The 18542-nt window shown below is 37.8% G+C and carries 13 protein-coding genes and 1 riboswitch; of the genes, 7 read left to right on the forward strand and 6 right to left on the reverse strand.

Features of this window, described 5'->3' with window-relative positions; translation table 11 throughout:
* Positions 1-84: 84 nt before the first annotated feature.
* Together ACM03V_RS18955 and ACM03V_RS18960 are read left to right on the forward strand one after the other, a co-directional pair.
* Positions 85-2631, forward strand: coding sequence for an HD family phosphohydrolase (locus tag ACM03V_RS18955; protein ID WP_414622347.1), 2547 nt, complete (start codon positions 85-87; stop codon positions 2629-2631).
* A gap of 141 nt (positions 2632-2772) precedes the next feature.
* Positions 2773-2943: a hypothetical protein gene (locus tag ACM03V_RS18960; RefSeq protein ID WP_414622348.1), complete on the forward strand. Its 171-nt coding sequence runs from the start codon at positions 2773-2775 to the stop codon at positions 2941-2943.
* A gap of 632 nt (positions 2944-3575) precedes the next feature.
* Here the strand turns inward: ACM03V_RS18960 and ACM03V_RS18965 are convergent.
* Both ACM03V_RS18965 and ACM03V_RS18970 read right to left on the reverse strand, forming a co-directional pair.
* The gene (locus ACM03V_RS18965; RefSeq protein WP_414622349.1) at positions 3576-4172 is read right to left on the reverse strand and encodes a cytochrome b/b6 domain-containing protein; all 597 of its coding nucleotides are present in this window, start codon (positions 4170-4172) and stop codon (positions 3576-3578) included.
* A gap of 403 nt (positions 4173-4575) precedes the next feature.
* The gene (locus tag ACM03V_RS18970; protein ID WP_414622350.1) at positions 4576-4827 is read right to left on the reverse strand and encodes a HetP family heterocyst commitment protein; all 252 of its coding nucleotides are present in this window, start codon (positions 4825-4827) and stop codon (positions 4576-4578) included.
* A 1168-nt stretch (positions 4828-5995) separates the two neighbouring features.
* Between ACM03V_RS18970 and ACM03V_RS18975 the strand changes: the two genes are divergently transcribed.
* The gene (locus tag ACM03V_RS18975; protein ID WP_414622351.1) at positions 5996-6205 is read left to right on the forward strand and encodes a hypothetical protein; all 210 of its coding nucleotides are present in this window, start codon (positions 5996-5998) and stop codon (positions 6203-6205) included.
* A gap of 415 nt (positions 6206-6620) precedes the next feature.
* Positions 6621-8231: a phospholipase D-like domain-containing protein gene (locus ACM03V_RS18980; RefSeq protein ID WP_414622365.1), complete on the forward strand. Its 1611-nt coding sequence runs from the start codon at positions 6621-6623 to the stop codon at positions 8229-8231.
* Between the two features lie 261 nt (positions 8232-8492).
* On the opposite strand, the gene ACM03V_RS18985 is transcribed toward ACM03V_RS18980, so the two are convergent.
* Positions 8493-8639, reverse strand: a complete 147-nt coding sequence (locus tag ACM03V_RS18985; protein WP_414622352.1) for a hypothetical protein — start codon at positions 8637-8639, stop codon at positions 8493-8495.
* Positions 8640-8942: 303 nt separating this feature from the next.
* On the opposite strand from ACM03V_RS18985, the gene ACM03V_RS18990 reads away from it, so the two are divergent.
* Positions 8943-9317: a hypothetical protein gene (locus tag ACM03V_RS18990; RefSeq protein WP_414622353.1), complete on the forward strand. Its 375-nt coding sequence runs from the start codon at positions 8943-8945 to the stop codon at positions 9315-9317.
* Positions 9318-9467: 150 nt separating this feature from the next.
* On the opposite strand, the gene ACM03V_RS18995 is transcribed toward ACM03V_RS18990, so the two are convergent.
* Both ACM03V_RS18995 and ACM03V_RS19000 read right to left on the reverse strand, forming a co-directional pair.
* The gene (locus ACM03V_RS18995; RefSeq protein WP_414622354.1) at positions 9468-12491 is read right to left on the reverse strand and encodes an AAA-like domain-containing protein; all 3024 of its coding nucleotides are present in this window, start codon (positions 12489-12491) and stop codon (positions 9468-9470) included.
* 375 nt (positions 12492-12866) lie between these two features.
* Entirely contained in the window at positions 12867-15035 is a 2169-nt protein-coding gene (locus ACM03V_RS19000) for an AAA-like domain-containing protein (protein ID WP_414622355.1), read from the reverse strand.
* A 466-nt stretch (positions 15036-15501) separates the two neighbouring features.
* Between ACM03V_RS19000 and ACM03V_RS19005 the strand changes: the two genes are divergently transcribed.
* On the forward strand, positions 15502-16692 hold the full coding sequence (locus tag ACM03V_RS19005; protein ID WP_414622356.1) for an NAD(P)/FAD-dependent oxidoreductase: 1191 nt from the start codon (positions 15502-15504) through the stop codon (positions 16690-16692).
* 208 nt (positions 16693-16900) lie between these two features.
* Positions 16901-17545, forward strand: a complete 645-nt coding sequence (locus ACM03V_RS19010) for an HAD-IA family hydrolase (RefSeq protein WP_414622357.1) — start codon at positions 16901-16903, stop codon at positions 17543-17545.
* A gap of 280 nt (positions 17546-17825) precedes the next feature.
* On the opposite strand, the gene ACM03V_RS19015 is transcribed toward ACM03V_RS19010, so the two are convergent.
* Positions 17826-18230 carry a DUF4278 domain-containing protein gene (locus ACM03V_RS19015; RefSeq protein ID WP_414622358.1) on the reverse strand — a complete coding sequence of 135 codons (405 nt, stop codon included), beginning with the start codon at positions 18228-18230 and terminating at the stop codon, positions 17826-17828.
* 42 nt (positions 18231-18272) lie between these two features.
* Positions 18273-18361: riboswitch (Glutamine riboswitch) on the reverse strand.
* Positions 18362-18542 lie beyond the last annotated feature (181 nt).

The raw sequence follows: 18542 nt of genomic DNA on the forward strand, positions 1-18542 counted from the left end.
ATGATGGCAGCTTTGAAGCTTGGAACTTCTGTTCAGAATTATCTGGTATTCAACTATTCTTATAGGCAACTGCGGTCATAGGTAATGAAAACGCAGCCATTTTTTAAGTCCTTAACTCAAGAAGTCGCTCACTGGGGAAGACGATACAAAGTGCTACGTCGCTGGTATTTGTCTAAAACAGGTGAGACAAATCGGTATAAAAAACCCTTCACCTCCAGTTCAATGGTAAAGTCGGCTAAAGGAAAATGTGGTATTTACGCAGCTTTTTGGGGCTTGATTCCTCAGCATTCTTTGGTTGTGTTTGCGATTGCTTTGATTACCATGACAGGAGTGATGGGACATAAGTTATACAACCAACCGCAATTGCAAGAGGGAACAACAGCCCGCGAGACGATTGTTGCGCCATATACTGCTCAAGTAGAAGATAAACAAAAAACAGAATTACTTCGCGAAGCCGCTAGAGACAATTCTCGGCAATGGCTAATGGTGGATAAGCGAGTTAATGAAGCAGTTGAACAGAATTTACAGCAATTGTTACAGCAAGGAAACGAAGTTCGCAAAACTGCCGGTAATTTTCCGTTTTTTGATATTGAGGTATTAGATCCTTCTACACAAAATTATTTACGTTCCGCTTCCGAAGAAGAATGGAATCAATTAAAGATTTCCTTACAAGACGGCAATCAAAATGTTGCTAGAAACCAAAAACCAAAACCTATAGTTGTCGCTAATACAACTGATACCAGCCTTCGAGATACTCCTGGTATTGATACAATTACTCAAAATCCTAACTTCAAACAGGCGTTAAATCAATTACAGCTATATCGTGCTGAAACTTCCCTAACAAATTTGCGATCGCTAATTAAGCAAATAGAATCGAAACGAGAACTATATGCTCAAGCTAAAGCAAAGCTCGCAGAATTTAACAAGCAGAAGCCAGCAGGAATAATATACGACGACACTACCATACTAGATTTGGGCGATGAAGCATGGTCAAAAATTCAAATGGGTATAGTACAAAGTGCCCAATTAATTTTAGCCCAAGGCATTCATCCAGGACTACCTTCTGAGAATTTAGAATACGTAATTAATCTGCATTTACAGAAATCGGAATCATTAGTACCCTCATACGGTAAATCTTGGGCAACCAAATTATTAGTCAGCGTTTTACAACCGAATCTAAGCAAAGACGAACAACAAACAGAACTACAAGCTTCAGAAGCAGCAGCCAAAGTACAGCCGGTAATGGTGACGGTTAAAAAAGGCGAATTAATTGTCAGGAAAGGGCAAGATATTACACCTTGGAATTTAGCAGTATTAGAAAATTATCATTTAATTCGTCGAGAAATTAATTGGCTGGGTTTAAGCATCCTGGGAAGCATTGTTGCAGCAGCCATTGGCATTTATGCCTTGGTAGAAAAGCGTTTAAAAATGGGATTGCGTCAAAGCGATAGATTGTTAGTATTATTGCTGGCTTTATCGTGTCCATCATTACTAGTGTTTGGCATTCCATTTACAACTTGGAGTGCAATAGGCTTGCTTTTAGGCAGTTTCTACGGTCCTACTTTAGGGGTAACAGTTACTGGTTTGCTGACTACATTATTATTATCCATGAGCCTAGATGTAGGTAAAACAGCGATTATAGCTGGTGCCGCCGGAGGAATTCTCGGTAGTTGCATGGCACAACGACTGCGTTCTCGTGAAGAATTGGCTGTATTAGGATTTGGAATTTCTTTGACTGAAGGTGGTGTTTATTTATTATTAAAGGTATTATTAGGCACTGCATTCACTTCGACTTCTTACCTTGTGTTTCAAGAAGCAGGATTATTAGCTTTATCGGGTTTGGGTTGGAGTATCGTTGCTTTAGGATTAAGTCCTTATCTAGAAAAACTCTTTGACTTAGTGACTCCCATACGATTGGCAGAACTCGCTTCTCCTAATCGTCCTCTACTAAAACGCCTTGCAACAGAAGCTCCTGGAACATTTCAGCATACTTTGTTTGTCGCTACCCTTGCTGAAGCTGCTGCCAAAGAACTTAAATGCAACGTAGAATTAGTTAGAGCAGGGACATTGTACCATGATGTTGGCAAAATGCACGACCCAATGGGATTTATCGAAAATCAGATGGGTGGCCCTAACAAACATGATACAGAAATAAATGACCCTTGGATAAGTGCCGATATTATTAAAAAGCACGTCAGCGCCGGGTTAGCTATGGCAAGGAAGCATAGTTTACCCACAGCAATACAGGCGTTTATTCCAGAGCATCAAGGAACAATGCAAATTGCTTACTTCTACCATCAAGCTCAACAAATAGCTAAGGACGATCCAACATTACAGATCAAAGATGAGGACTTTCGTTATGATGGGCCAGCTCCCCAATCACGGGAAACAGGAATTGTCATGTTAGCTGATTCCTGTGAAGCCGCATTGCGATCGCTTCGAGATGCCACGCCAGAAAAAGCCTTGAATATGGTTAACAATATTTTACGGGCAAGATGGAAAGATAATCAACTCTTGGATTCGGGCTTAACACGTCAAGAAATGTCAAAAATCGCCGAAATCTTCGTTACAGTCTGGCAGCAATTCCATCACAAGCGAATTGCTTATCCTAAGTTACAAGCTAAGAAATAGGGAATTGTAGAGACGCGATATATCGCGTCTCTACACGATTTGTGCGATGTAGGGTGTGTTGTCGCGCAGCGCAACCCATCATCGAAAAAGAATTAGAAATCACGTTATCGCAGCTTGAAAAAACTCTAAAAATTCCCGTTTATGCTGAAATTATGCCTTCTGAAGACTATTACTCACGATTTAATTCCTTCGGATATTTGGTTTAATAATTTACTTGAAGAGTGGAAGCAAAATTATTTTGTGACTTTTGAAAGTTTACCCAATGATTACTTAGAATACGAACGTTTAGATAAACGTAGGTACAGGAAATGATTAGTTAAAAGTTAAAAAGATAGTGGGAGTGTTTCGCTTCGTAGGAATCTTGGTTTCTAGTGCTTTACCCGATTATTTTTGAAGGTATTATTTTAGTCCTATTTATCTTAAGTAGGTGGGTGTAAATAAACATAACTGTACTTTGTCATTGCGAGGAGGCACGACGAAGCAATCGCAAGGATTTCGGGTCTTTTACATTCCGTTACATAGTTAGTTTTATTTCCGCCAACTTACTTACATCTTACACAATTCTCAACACCGCCTTGGAATAAATTCCCAGGCTCACAAACAAAGTCGTCTAAAGACGACTTTGATCGGCTTTTAGTGCATTTTAACGTACTTTGTATTATCGCCTTGAAATCAATTTCAAGGCGATAATTTAGGCTTAGTGACAATGGTGCAAGATATTAGCAGGACTTACGCACTCAGAGATATAAAATGGCTGTGATACCTTATTTACCGTTCCCCGTTCCCTGTTCCCTGTTCCCTATTGCCTAAAACGTTGATTTACTGTTTCACTGCGTAAGTCCTAATTAGATTCATAGGACTTTTGCTATTAGCTCGGAGTTTGCAACAAGACAGTGAGTCTGTGAGAAAACCCGTTATATTGATTAATAGTACTTTGCCACTAACTACCAAAACATCGATTCAGTAAGCTTTTCTCCACCTGCTTTCATTCCTAACCAGGAGTGAATTGCAGCAAATAAAACTACTAATGGTACTGAGGAAAAGTGAACAATTCGCAGCGCTTGCCAACTACCAAATGCGCTGACAATCCAGGGAAATTGAGCGGGTTTATACATTCCTATTCCGGTAAATAAAGCTAATAATAAAATCGGAATAATGCTTGTATATGCTATGCGATGCCAAGCATAAACCAAACGTTTGGAATTTTTGGTTTTCTGTAAGGCTTTTAAATCTTTGCTGCTGACAAACCGATGTTGCCATCTGCGGCTAATCAGTACGTAAATTCCATACCATAAAAGGTTCAGCGAAAATAGCCACATTGCAGCAAAATGCCAGTGTCTACCTCCAGCAAGCCAACCTCCTAATGTAAATATTGGGGGAATATGCAAACCCCCACGCCCACCAAAAACTGGATTAGCATTATAAATTTGTAGTCCGCTAGTAAGCATAACGAACAGACTTACTATGTTAATCCAATGAAAAATCTTAGCTGGTATTGCTTGAGTTGGATTCCTTTTTGAAGCATTATTCGTGGAAACCATATTCACGAGGCAGTTACTTATATCTAATATGTTTAAGATATCAGATTACGTGACTGTTTTTTATTTTACAAACAAAGCGAGTTGGATATCCGCTAAAAAGTAAATTGGCATTTTGCAACAACCTATACTTAACATCAAAGTTTGTAGCTAATGATTGTTTTAGAATTAGTTTAACTTGTTCTTTCACCAAGCAAATTTACTCTTTTCGCTCGTCTAAGTAAGTCGGTGTAGCCAAATCGTAATTAGGAGAAGGGAGTAGGAGCAAGGCTGTGGAGCCAAAAATTATTCCATAACATAGTTGAGTTTCTTTGTGCCGACTTACTTAAAGCAAATACTAGAGCAACTAACAATACACTTGTATTCACAAAAACTTGAATTAGACTAATTTTAAAACAAACAGTTACTAACCCTTTTCTTGGTTGACCAAATGCATTTCTTTTGCTTTAAATCTCCGAATATCTACTGTTTTGTTCTCAGTATCTTTTGCATCACGGTTTTGAGTCAAATAATTTTCTTTAAGTAATCGTATGTAAGTGCGATAGGGTATGTAATCAATAGGATCGTATCCATGAAAACGTAGTATTAAAACACAAGCCCACGAATATTTCCTGGCTAGAATTGCTTTAACAACTTCTTCAACTTGTTTCTTATTCATTGCCTTAATTTGTGCTAACACCTGATATAAAATACTTTTTGAGCCAAAGGGAACACTTTTAAAATAAATCTGACTATTACAAAGTTTATATTTTTATTGCAATATTAATCCGTTCTTTTTTATAATCTTTATACAAAATTCATAATAACTATGCTGTTTTAGATTAAAAAAGTAACAATCAATTTTCTAAATGCTGTCATCTAGCTAAAGAATTAGATTTATCGCAGTCATAGAGTTATTTCTGAATATTAAAAAAATATTTAATACAGCAAAGAAAATATGCATTAAATTTTATACATAGCTGTTTTGTTTTATGTACGAGAATTTATATCAATGTCTAATTTGATTATTAATTGAATTTAGGCTAAATTCATAGTAATTTTAGCTACTTTATAGTTTTTAAGCTACTTTTCCTAGAATAAAGATGCTGTAAATACTCTTTTTCGTCAATTATAGTAAATAAGTTTGTCGGTTAAGCAATCAATATTATCCATATATTCTCTTAACTATTTATAGGTCATAATACTAAAAGCGATCTGGGGGGGCTAAACCCCTCATGATGTTATGTTTTGTTATTTGATGGTTACAAAATAATTGTTACCTGCAAATCGCCATATTGTTCAACATCACTGTAAATAATAATTTTGTAAAATTTTTACTAATTAAACTGTAATTTCACGGAAATGAAATAGCAATTATTGCTTTACCTCATTACTTTTTAACAATGATTCTCTGAAGATATTCGGACTTACGTAAGCCCTCCAAATGAGCGGCGGGTTGGATCGGAAATGTCTGGAACACTATATTTTACGTTATTTATGCGTAAGTCTTAGATATATAACTATAAAAATATTCTTTACCTAATTCTTGTGTGTTAAAAAAGCTTGCACGTTTTTACTCAAATGTATAAGAAGATGCATTCAGCCATAGTTAAAAATACAGCTATAATTTTTGACTTTTTGAATAATATAATATTGCTATGTAAATAGAAAATTTTCATCCTAGTAGAAAATAGGTATTTACAGTCTATTAAACTACGTATAGCTATGTGTCTAATAATGCTATGAGTATTGATGAATTGATGCAACTATTAGAATCTTATTTTTAAAGTAGTTTAGATTCTTTGTAAAAAGAAATATTGCGCTGTGGTTCTGGTAGCGGTATATCTGTGAATTTATCAAATACAGTTACTGCTAATATTAATAACGATGATGCAGATAACGGTAGCTTTTTTACTCCAGGAACTCAGCTTCCCGCTAATAATTTCTGTCCCAACCAAGATAATTCGACGGGTGCAGTGATTGGGAATCTCGGTACTATCAACCACACCCTTGGTAATAATTTTGGTTTTATTCGGTTTAGAGTGAAAATTGATTGATGCTTGATTACTTATAAATAGACATCTCCGGAAAACATTATATAGTTTTAAATTTACACTTTGACCTAACCCCCTGTCCCCCTTCCCTACGAGGGAAGGGGGGTTTTAAAGCCTCTCTCCTAGTAGGAGAGAGGTTTGGAGAGAGGTATAGGTATTTTTCATTTCCGGAGATGTCTAATGTAGAGACGGCGTACACAGTGCAACGTCTTTTTTTCTAATTACGGGATTTCAACCTAATTATTTCGATGGATTTTGGGAAAAATAAATTTGTTCGTTTAGTATCTACTTTGACTAGATTACCGTGCAAATTTTATCAAAAGCATCTCGAATTTGGAAAAATATTTTTAGTGAATTAGTCAGCGAGCAAGTCGATCGCACTACTAGTTTACAAAAATGTAATGTTCCCAGTTTTTTTATCCACAGATATTTATATTATTTATTTTTACTAATTTTTCCTCTAACCGCTTGTCAGCAAGCAAAGTCTAACAACAAATTATTAAAGCCACTTGAGCAAGATTCATCAGTACAGGTTTACTTCAATCATTCTCAAAGTTCTGAATATCAAGAACCTTATCGTGAGAAAATCCGTAAGGGAGATAATTTAGAAGAAATAATTATTAACGCAATTTCTCAAGCCGAATTTACGATAGATATTGCAGTACAAGAATTGCGTTTACCTTTAGTTGCAGAAGCATTAGCTAAAAAACATCGAGCGGGAATTAAAGTTAGAATCATTCTTGAAAATAACTATAGTCGTGCTTGGAGCGATTTAACACCACAAGAATTAAACAAGTTAAATGACAGAGAAATCAAGCGATATCAAGAATTTACAAAATTTGTTGATATTAACGAAGACGGTAAACTTTCCGAAGAAGAAATAAATTCACGAGATGCTTTAAAAATAATTCAAAATTCCAAAATATCTTTAATTGATGATACCGCAGACGGTTCAAAAGGTAGCGGTTTGATGCATCATAAATTTCTTGTTATAGATAATCGCTTTGTAATTGTAACTTCGGCTAATTTTACCTTATCGGGAATTCACGGCGATTATAGTAATTACGATAGTTTAGGCAACGTTAATAATTTAATCAAAATCGATAGTGTTGAATTAGCCGATATTTTTACAACAGAATTTAACATCATGTGGGGTGATGGAGTTGGAGGTAAATTTGATAGTAAATTCGGCTTGCAAAAACCCCAACGAGATTTCCAGGAAGTTTCTTTTGGAAATAACAAAGTTACCGTTGCTTTTTCTCCTACTTCTCCGACAAAACTTTGGATTGAAAGCAGTAATGGGTTAATTGGTAAAACATTAAAATCGGCAGCTAATTCTATTGATTCGGCATTATTTGTATTTTCAGCCCAGCGTTTGAGCAATATTCTCGAAACACGTCACGAAGAAAACGTGAAAATTAGAACTTTATTAGAACCAGATTTTGCTTACCGTTTCTACAGCGAAGGTTTGGATATGACGGGTATGGCTTTGAGCAATAATTGTAAATACGAACTCAATAATCAACCTTGGCGAAATCCAATTAACACTACAGGCATACCTTTATTAACTAGCGGTGATTTATTGCATCATAAATACGCCGTCATCGATCAAAAGACAGTTATTGCAGGTTCACATAATTGGACGGAAGCAGCAAATATAGGAAACGATGAAACTGTTTTAGTAATTGAAAATCCCAAAGTAGCCGCTCATTATGCGAGGGAATTTGAAAGACTTTATGTAAATGCTGAATTTGATATACCTGGAAGAATTGAGAAGAAATTTAAGCAGGAAGAAAAAGAATGTGGGGAAATAAAAGCGCCTTCTACTTTTGCAGAAAAAGTAATTATTAATGTAAATACAGCTACGGTGGAAGAATTGGTAACGCTTCCTGGGGTTGGTAAGAAGTTAGCGGAGCGGATTGTTATAGCGCGTGGAGAGAAGCGTTTTGATTCTTTGCAGGATTTGGAGAGAGTGAAGGGGATTGGGGGTAAGATGCGGGTGAAGTTGGAGGAGAGGGTGAGTTTTTGAAACGCAGAGGAGTGCGGAGGTTAACGCGGAGGCTCGCGGAGGTTTTTTATTTATATGTTGAATGTTTTTCACATCTTGCGCCGTTCTCAATTTATCAATAAAGCTCTCATAATCGCCTTGGAATAAATTCCCAGGCTAATAGGCAAAGTCAGATAAATCAGACTGGGAAAGGGTTTTAGTACGTTTTAACGTACTTTGTTTATCAGCCTTGAAATTCATTTCAAGGTGGGAAGTGGCGCTTAATGACAATAATGCAAGATTTCAGATACCTTGAACTTTCAACCGCACCGCTTGACGAATATAATTCCAATTTTGCTCGGTTAACGGTGTTGCAATTCCAGAATTTAAGCCATCTAGTAATAAAGTCTCCAAACGTTGCACTGTGTTAAGTTTTTGGTCTTGACTCATGTCCAGAAAACCCCGCGATATTAAACCCGGATACTGCTACCACATTACCACTCGCTGTAATAATCGTGAATTCAAATTAACCCGTCATGAATGTCGTCAACCTACCGCCTTGGAATCAATTCCAAGGCTAATAAACAAAGTCTGATAAATCAGACTGGGAGAGGGTTATGTCCTACGGACACGCTGCGCTAACAGTACGTTTTAACGTACTTCGTTTATGAGCCTGGAAATTTATTTCAAGGCGGAAAAGTAGGCAAAACGCTAGAATGGTGCATTCCGGTTGCCAACCCCAAAGCTGCTGGAATGCAACAAGGTTTGTTCTACGATTTTTCAAATTACGGCACTCACGATAGATTGACGAATAATGGTATTACTCAATGGCATCCAGCTTTTTTATCATTGGGTAAATCCCTGGAAGAATGTGCAGCGAGGTATCGGGGATTTTGCAAAAAGTACAAGCCAAAACCCAAACCAGAAAAATCCTATCACTGGGGAAGTAAGTTGCTGCCAAAAGTAGCGAAGGGTAAGAGGAAGAATAAAACATCACCAGGACAAATGCGGCTTCCTTGGGACGATTGGGAAGTTGTAGATAGCGAAGTGAGCCAGGTAGCGGAAAAATTTGTGATGGCTAATTGTTATGACCCCAAAATTGCGGCTCAGTTTTTCGATGATGCTTGAGCAATTGAGTCACAAGTTTAATAATTTTGACTTTTGACCTTTAACCTTTGACCTTCTGGCGGTGCCAGATATCGGATTCTTGAAAAGCCTATGAACTCGTAGAAATTTCTTTAGAAATAAATCTTTATAAAGAACTGAGACGCTTATATGTTACAGTTTACAAATCGCAGCGCGAGAAAAGAGAGTAACCCTCCGCTCTTTATCCGCTCCTACAAGAGAGGATACTAAACCTTTATGAGCCTCTAAAACCCGAGGTAGCCCACCTCTCACCTCTGGGCTTAACGGGTCATCTCGAACTGTCTTTATGTAGTCTCGCCACTCCACAAAACCGTCATATCTGTTTTCGTCATTATACCACCCTACTGCGCTCGCGAAGCGCAAAGGATTTTTAGTATCCGAGTCATTCCAATCTTTTAGATTAACACCCAATCTATTTCCTGTCTTAACCCAAATTTCCTTTTGCACGCTGAAACCAAAATTTCTATTGGAATTATTTACCCATAAGTTATCCATTTTTTTCAGTTCCGAGCAGGAGAATTTCTCAATTTGTGGGATATCGAGATATCTTTCTTCTTCTCTATTAGCAATAAAGAGCATCAGTCTATCAGTTGTTAAATCGGCGACTCCCCAATCTTTTGATTTCAAAGAGTTTTCTAGTCTGGTATAAAAGTGTTCTTTGAGAGAATTCCAAACCTCTTGATCGCGATTTGGCTGTAACTCAAGTAATCCTCGATGAACTGATTCAATATCTTCTGTTGTCAGAATTTTATCCTTTTCAAAAGGGTTTGTTTCCTCACGATGATTTTTGAGAGTTTTATATGCTTCTGTATAAGCGTTTATTGCTCGTTGTTTTGATTTTTCTGCTAGTAATTTTCCTTGATTACCTTTCACCAATACTTTGATTTGTAATCCCAGAGAAGTAGTATTATTTCCTTGTTTGTTTAAATATTCCAGACTTTCCTTAATCTTTGCTTTGGCTAATTTTTGATATTCAAGATTTTTATCTTTTTGTTCCTTTGTTTCGCCTTGTTCTTTTACAAGGCTTTGATAAGCTTGGGACATAGAAGCAAATAACATTGCTTGTTTGAGGTGATGTTCATCTACTCTAAAGGATAAACCAGCTTGTCTTAAAGCTTCATCTGACTCGGCTGTAAGATTTTCATTGCGTAACTCTCCGGCTAGTTTAGATAGTTCTTGGACAGTTTCAACATCTTTCTGTGCCGAAGCAAGCTGTTTTTCTAACCTTTGTGCTTCTTCCTTTGCTACTTTTGCTTGTTGCTCAGCATCATTAGCAATTTTTTTTGCTTGTTTAGCGTTAAGTTGCTCAGCTTCAGCTTGTTTTTGAGCTACTTTTGCTTGTTGCTCAGCATCATCAGCATTTTTTTGTGCTTGTTGAGCTTTACGTTGTTCAACTCCAGCTTGTTCTTTAGCTTCTATGACTTTTTTATTAGCATCATTAGCAGATTTTTGTGCATTTTGAGCTTTTTCTGTTGCTGCTATAGCTTTCTGATTAGCATCATTCGCTTTTTTTTGTTCTGCCTTAGCAATTGTTTGTAATTTTTGAGTTTGCTGTTGAAAAGCTAAAACTTTCTTCCCTTCTTCTTTAGCTTTGGTATTAGCATCTTCAAACTTTTTATTTGCTTCTTCGGCTTTTGTATTAGCATCTTTAAACATTTCTTGCGCTTGAAATGCTTTACTTCCTTCCCTTGCTCCAAATACCCCTAAACTAACTGCTCCCAATACAGCTAAAACTAACACAACAGTCCCATTCCGAATCCGTCGTTTAGCTTTTTTATTCGCTTCACTCAATACCAGATTTCTCTGCTCTACTGCTTCCCTATCCTTCCTCTCCCTTTCTAATTCCGCTTCTTTATTCCTAACAGCTATTTCCTTCTCTCTACTAGCTGCTAAAAACTGTTTATCTTGATAACTTAAATCCTTATCCTTTGCCCATTTATCTGCACTTTCTAAAGCCTTTCCCTGTAAAAGTCGAGATTCATCGCTATAACCAGAAGCAATCCAAGCACGAAAAGCTTCCGAATAAGGACGCAAATTATTTAATTGATTTTCAACCCAATTTTGATTAAAAACCTGTTGATAAACTCGATTATAAACTCTTAACTTACCTTCTCTTTGGACAACTAAACCAGATAATCTTAATTCACTAGATTCAAGATTCTTATTAGCAGCGACTTCTCCCTGTTGTTGAATCTGCTGGTACAATTCCAACAAATATCCTGCTCGTTGCTCCGAGGAAAGAATTCTATCCCTGATAGTTCGTAAATGTTCCGGATCATCCTGGGATTCCCAATTTTCAATAATCCGCTTATTTACCACCTCCCTTACCAAAACAGAATAATCTTTATCTACTTTTGACTTCCGCGAAGCGGCTGATTCTTCCACCATAAACTTACACAACTTTTGAGTAAGAAATGGTTGTCCTCCCGTCCAATCGAGAATTTCAGATATTACCTCTTGGGGATGATTAAATCTTCCTTCCAATCCTTTAATTAACGGTTCAACTTCATTAATTTGAAAACCATGTAATTCTATTGCTTCCCCAATATTAAAAGGGGTTTGGGTTTTATTCTGAATCAAATCACCGGGAGTTGCTACGCCCAATAAAGCAAAAGTTAACCGTTGAAAAATGGGATTATCAACCCGTTGATTCTGGAAGAAGCGAATTAATGCAAAAAAATCATCTAAGGAGAAATCTTGACTTAGCACCTTGTCAATTTCATCCACAAAAATGACTATTGGTTGCTGAATCTTTGCTAATAAAACCTTTTCAATAAATAGATTCAAACATTGCACTGGTGAAAGAATAGTTTGATGTTTCTTCCACCATTCCTGCCAATCAAAATCAAATTTATCTTCTAATTGACAGCTTTCTGATAAGTTGTAAACAATTCCCCCGTACCACTGTTGTTGACTTACCTTACCAATTCCCGTCAAATCAATTGCAGCACAAACAGTACCTTGTTCTTGTAACCGCTGCATAGTCTGTACCCGCAAGCTAGACTTACCCATCTGCCGGGAGTTGAGGACGTAACAAAATTTACCAGCTTGCAACTTTTGGTAAAACTCCTCATCCGCTTGTCGCTTGACGTAACTGGGAGCGTCAACCGGGAGACTGGCACCTATTTGGTAGAAGTTGGAATTGGTGGCTGTCATTGTTACAGTTACTTAGGTAATATCATGTCCGGTTTTTAGCGGTTTTCACGCTTGATGCAATATAGTTTTGACCTCTCTCCAAACCTCTCTCCTGCAAGGAGAGAGGCTTAAATTCTTATTCTTACTCCCCTTCCCTAGTAGGGAAGGGGCTGGGGGTTAGGTGTTGACTTTGTGCATTTTGAGGGGATAAAAAATCATGCAAAAAACGTGTTTGCCCCTTATATATTGCCCTCTCCCCCTTCCCCTCTCCCAAGCTTGGGAGAGGGGTGCCCGTTAAGGCGGGGTGAGGGAGAAAGATTATGCTTGTTACCGACATAAAAGTTGTATGAATTTATTCCAAGGCGGTGTTGAGAATGTTGCAATAAGTAAAATTCCTCACAACACCCGACTAAAATAATCGCGATATAGCTGACAGCGGGGTGTAACGTGATTATTTTCACGAATCACCAGCCCTAAACTGTGTAATTTATAAATTTCCATAGAATCTAATTCCACTCCCGCAGTTGAGTTAACTACTCGTTGCAAAGCTTTTACTAAATCCGGTGCTGAACGTAATATATCTAATAAATAACGCAGGTGATTGCGATAAATTCCGGCTTCTGTAGTTGCTGACTGTAATAAATCTGGGAAAGTTGTCTTTCCTGCTGCAATATCATACATCGCCAACCGTAAAAGATAGGGATGTCCTCCTAACATTCTCCTTAACTCTTCGAGCAAACTATCTTGGGAATTAATACCATGTTTTGTGGCTAAATCTTCTACCTGCTGCTGATTAAACTCTTCTAATTCTACGGGTACACCTGCATTAAAGGGTGATTGATGGTAATCCAAAGGAATATAAACTTCGGTAGAATGAGCTAACACCAACCGCAGTTGTTTCCAAACTTGATCAATCTTGCCTTTTTCATGCCAAGAGCGCAGCATTCCTAAGAAATCTTCTACGATTTCGCTATAAGGAAATAATCTATCGACTTCATCTAAAACTAATACTAAAGGAGAATTAATTTGTTTTAATATGTACTTTTTAAAATAATTAGTACAGTTGTCATTACTGCCTAAAAACGCTGTATTCCAAGCATTATCAACTTGATTCTCAAGTTCAAGCTCCAAGGAAACTTTGCTACACAACCATCTGAGGAAATTATCCAGATTGGTAATTACTTCTTTATTAACACCACCCAAATCCAAATAAACTGCTTGATAATTCTGCTTGACTCCCCGATCAACAATCCGTCTTGTCAGAGAAGTTTTACCCATTAACTTTGGTGCTTTAATCCGAATTAAGGCAGCAGGTTTTTCTAAAGTTTGATAACAAAGAGACTCAATCCCATTCCGTTCTAGATAAAAAGGAGAATCAAGCGCTACAGCACCATCAGGATATTCCAACGACTGCATACAAATATTACTCCCTTCCCGCAATCTCTCTTCATCTCTTGCCTCTGCGCTCTCTCTGCAAGAAGCCGCACTTCTTGCGTCTACAGCCTCTCTGCGGTTTTTTACATCCAAAATAATTCCATCTTTCGCTCGCATATAAAGTACTGGTGTGGCAAAATCCCGCTTATCAAGTCCGACTTCCATCGAAATAGCATTGCGGGTTGTTTGAATAGCTGCATCAACCGGATAACCAAGGGCTAAAGTACGGTAAAACTCCGAAGCGAACAGCTTGGCAGTATTATCCAAAATGGAATATTGCATGGCTACTACTGCGGGAATTCCTCGACGTACCAAATTTGGTGCTGTACCCGCAAAGGCTTGATTTGAAGATACCGTCGCACCTTGGCAGGAATTGAGAATAACCAAACTAATATTGCGATCGCCTAAAAAGAAATTAGCGAACCTCTCATCATCCAACAATTTGGATTTATCATTATTATCTACAAGAGCAATAAAGCCTTGATTATTTTTGAATACACCATGACCGATAAAGTGGAAGACATTGTAAGGCTTTTCTCGGAGCTTTTGGTTAATATTTTGGATAGTAGCAGCTTGTAAAATATCTAACTCAATTCCACCAGCTTCTATGTGCTTCCCTAGTGCATCGCGGATTAGTTTTTCTTCACCAACAGCGTCTAATGAAGCTAAATCAGGGGGAGTTGAGATGACTAATAAAACTTTGAGCGGTAAACTAGCGGCTTTGATATCGCGCTTTAGTGAGGGAACATCAACATAGCGAGAAAGAACTGTTTCGGTGTTGTTTGCTAAAAAGGTGTTGGTATCTTCGTCGTAGAGAAATTCCCAGGGGAGAGCTGCTAATTCGGGAGATGCAAATACTAAGCGCAAACGGACATTTTCTTGATTCGCTTGCGCGGCTGCTATAGTCGCGTGGAATCGAGCGTTAATTTTATCGGGAAATAGTGCTTGGTAAAGTTTACTTCCTAACTCTTTGAGCAATTCGGTATTTGTTTGTCCAGAGTCAATTAATTGTAAGCTCAGTTTAATTTGATTTATTGACCAACTTAATTCACCCGAAACCTCACCTTGTTCTGAAGAAGCGCGAATATGATGATTTTTATCAACTAATATTTGAAAATCTTGGTAATTCATTACGATTTGATTTGATATCACCGTAGTTAGCTGCAACTTCTGTTTATCATTTCAGCTTTTGGGGTTCTCAAGCTTCTACTCATATTACTAAAATATAAGATTGGGACTTACTAATTTATAAAAGACATCTCCGGAAAACATTTAGATGCAGACCTAACCCCCCAGCCCCTTCCCTGTGTTCGCGCAGCGTGTCCCGAGGACATGGGAAGGGGGGCAATAAAGCCTCTCTCCCTGTGGGGGAGAGGTTTGGAGAGGGGTCTTTCTTATTTCCGGAGAAGTCTACTGTTTATTAAACTGATATTGAAAAAAACCCAAAGTTCCTTGCTTATTTATAGGTTTGGGTTTCATCAACTTATGCACTTAGAAGATGAAAACGGGAAAAGAGTAATTCTTGGTTAATGGCACAACTCAGGCACAAATAATTACACTAAAGGTACTCCCCTTAACTTGCTTTGCTATAAAACCGATGACCGAAAAAAATCGAATTTGTATTCTTGGTGGTGGCTTTGGTGGACTTTACACCGCTTTACGTTTAGTTAAACTGAATTGGAAAGAGTCCGAGAAACCGGAAATTGTTCTGATTGACAAAAACGATCGCTTTTTATTTTCACCGCTTTTGTATGAATTGCTTACGGGAGAAATGGAAAGTTGGGAAGTTGCTCCTCTTTATCAGGATTTGCTACAAAATACTGGCATACGCTTCTATCAAGAAACGGTATCCGGTATTGATACTGACGAGAAACGAGTAGAGTTACTAAATGGCCCGGAAATTTCTTATGATCGTTTAGTATTAGCTATGGGTGGAGAAACACCATTAACTATGGTACCTGGAGCTATGTCTCATGCTCGTGCTTTCCGTACTCTTGATGATGCTTATGCTTTAGAAGATAAATTGCGGATACTTGAAGAATCCGATCAAGAAAAAATTCGAGTTGCAATTGTTGGTGGCGGCTACAGTGGTGTTGAATTAGCCTGCAAATTATCTGACAGACTTGGGGAAAGAGGACGTTTCCGATTAGTGGAAATGGCTAGTGAAATTCTCCGCAATTCTCCAGAGTTTAATCGCGAAGCTGCAAAGAAAGCTTTAGATGAACGAGGTGTTTGGGTTGATTTGGAAACGAAAGTTGAATCTATCGCTGCCGATACTATTTCTTTAGAATACAAAGGCGTAGTAGATGAAATTCCTGTAGATTTAGTAATTTGGACTGTAGGAACAAAGGTTACTCCTTTAGTGGAAAATCTTCCTATAAAACATAATAAACAAGGAAAAATTATTACCACATCAACTTTACAGGTAGTGGATAATCCCAATATCTTCGCTTTGGGTGATTCAGCAGAAACCTTTGATGCAGAAGGAAAACAAGTACCGATAACTGCACAAGCAGCTTTCCAGCAAGCTGATTATGTTGGTTGGAATATTTGGGCTAGTCTTACTAATCGTCCTTTGCTTCCCTTCCGCTACCAGCATTTAGGTGAATTTATGTCACTAGGAGTTGACAACGCGACGCTTACAGGCTTAGGTATGAAAATGGAAGGAACGTTCGGATATGTCGCCCGTCGTGCTGCTTATCTTTACCGTCTCCCAACTTTAGAACATAAACTAAAAGTTGGTTTTAACTGGCTAACTCGTCCTATTATAGAAGCACTCTCGTCGTAAATGGGGAGATTGGGGGATAGGGAGATGGGGAGACAAGGGGACAAGGAGAAATTAATATTCTTAATTCTTAACTCCTAACTCAATAACAGACGTAGCACTGCTACGTCTCTACAATCCTAACTCCGCAAAGTATTCCTAATCCAAAACAAAAACATCCGTTGTTAAAATCTAAAATCCAAAATCTAAAATCCAAAATTGTGAAAGGTGGATGAAACAGCCGAAAGTCATTTTTTTAGATGCCGTAGGAACACTCTTTGGTATTAGAGGTAGTGTTGGTGAAGTTTATAGTCAAATTGCCCAAGAATTTGGGGTGGAAATATCACCAGCTACTTTGAATCAAACCTTTTTTCAAAGTTTTAAAGCTTCACCACCCCCAGTTTTTCCTAACGCGCAAGAACAAGATATTCCACAGCGCGAGTTTGCATGGTGGCATCGCATAACTCAAACCACCTTTGAACAAGCTGGTGTTTTACACAAATTCGATGATTTTTCGGCTTTCTTCAGCGAAGTCTACATCCACTTTGGCACGGGCGATCCTTGGTTTGTTTATCCCGATGTCCTCAATGCTTTAAAAAATTGGCAAAATAAAGGAATCGAATTAGGCATATTATCCAACTTCGATTCCCGAATTTTCTCAGTTTTACAATCTTTAGAATTAAGAGACTATTTTCGTACTATCACCATTTCTACCCAATCTGGTGCAGCTAAACCCAACCAAAAAATATTTGCGATCGCGCTCGAAAAACACAACTGTCTACCAGAAGCTGCATGGCACATCGGCGATAGCGTTAAGGAAGACTATGAAGGTGCGAAATCTGCTGGGCTTAGAGGTGTTTGGCTTAATAGACAATGAACAGTTATAAGCTATCAGCTATCAGCTATCAGCTATCAGCTATCAGTTATCAGTTATAAGCTATCAGCTATCAGCTATCAGTTATCAGCTATCAGCTATCAGTTTATAGCGTGTGTTACGGCTTTAGCCTAACGCACCTCTAAATTAGAAGAGAAATCAACGTTAATATTTGTATATTTAATTGACAGAAACCCGGTTTTTCTAAAAAACCGGGTTTCTTAATTATCACCTAACAACTCAATATTAGTTTAATCAATCATCAACTGATAATTGATAATTGTTAACTAGATAACTGATTCGCTTCTTCTTCTAATTTACGAACCAGGTTTTCATCTCCATTTTGCTTTGCAACTTCCAAACGACGTTGTACGCTACGCTGTAAATTTGCGAGATGAATTCTTGCTAATTCATTATTAGGTTGATTGCTAAAAAATGTTTGATTGTCTTTAGCAAAAATAAAATCTAACTTTTTGCGCTGTTTCAATTCTTCTACTTCTTGAGGATTCCCAGAATAATAACTGGCACCCCGATACTTTAATTCAGCAGCATGGTGAGTTATGGGAATATGCTTGGAGTAATGACACTTCCATTCTGCACCCCGATACTTTCCACAGACTCCTTCAGTAGTTACTTCCACTGTTTCAGGAGCGTATTCATATTCAATTCCGCGATAAATAAGTTTCATAATATTTCCTTGCCTCTATATCCTAAACGTTAAACAAAGTGAGGCGCGTTCCTTCGGCTATTTTCCTACTTCCGTCTTTTAATTGCAGTTAACTAAGCATTGATTGTTAACTCCAAACAAAGGTGAACGAATCATTTTATTTCTGTATCTACTGTAACACTTTTTGATTTAAGTCAGGGTATGACAACAGAAATTTATATTTACTTTAGATTTTGCCAATAGTATCCCACCACATTAAAATTGCCGGGTAAATGAAGGTTCGTTCGTAGTAGCGCTTCAGCGCATCCGGATTTCAGATGCGCTGAAGCGCTA

Origin of the sequence: Calothrix sp. CCY 0018, assembly GCF_963920925.1 — a bacterium.
Taxonomy (GTDB): domain Bacteria; phylum Cyanobacteriota; class Cyanobacteriia; order Cyanobacteriales; family Nostocaceae; genus Rivularia.

Excerpts from the sequence above, each read along its gene's own strand:
- ACM03V_RS19005 (WP_414622356.1), top strand. The coding sequence starts at position 15,502 with ATGACCGAAAAAAATCGAATTTGTATTCTTGGTGGTGGCTTTGGTGGA.
- ACM03V_RS19000 (WP_414622355.1), bottom strand. The coding sequence starts at position 15,035 with ATGAATTACCAAGATTTTCAAATATTAGTTGATAAAAATCATCATATT.
- ACM03V_RS19010 (WP_414622357.1), top strand. The coding sequence starts at position 16,901 with ATGAAACAGCCGAAAGTCATTTTTTTAGATGCCGTAGGAACACTCTTT.
- ACM03V_RS18960 (WP_414622348.1), top strand. The coding sequence starts at position 2,773 with ATGCTGAAATTATGCCTTCTGAAGACTATTACTCACGATTTAATTCCT.
- ACM03V_RS18965 (WP_414622349.1), bottom strand. The coding sequence starts at position 4,172 with ATGGTTTCCACGAATAATGCTTCAAAAAGGAATCCAACTCAAGCAATA.
- ACM03V_RS18955 (WP_414622347.1), top strand. The coding sequence starts at position 85 with ATGAAAACGCAGCCATTTTTTAAGTCCTTAACTCAAGAAGTCGCTCAC.
- ACM03V_RS19015 (WP_414622358.1), bottom strand. The coding sequence starts at position 18,230 with ATGAAACTTATTTATCGCGGAATTGAATATGAATACGCTCCTGAAACA.
- ACM03V_RS18990 (WP_414622353.1), top strand. The coding sequence starts at position 8,943 with ATGCAACAAGGTTTGTTCTACGATTTTTCAAATTACGGCACTCACGAT.
- ACM03V_RS18995 (WP_414622354.1), bottom strand. The coding sequence starts at position 12,491 with ATGACAGCCACCAATTCCAACTTCTACCAAATAGGTGCCAGTCTCCCG.
- ACM03V_RS18970 (WP_414622350.1), bottom strand. The coding sequence starts at position 4,827 with ATGAATAAGAAACAAGTTGAAGAAGTTGTTAAAGCAATTCTAGCCAGG.
- ACM03V_RS18985 (WP_414622352.1), bottom strand. The coding sequence starts at position 8,639 with ATGAGTCAAGACCAAAAACTTAACACAGTGCAACGTTTGGAGACTTTA.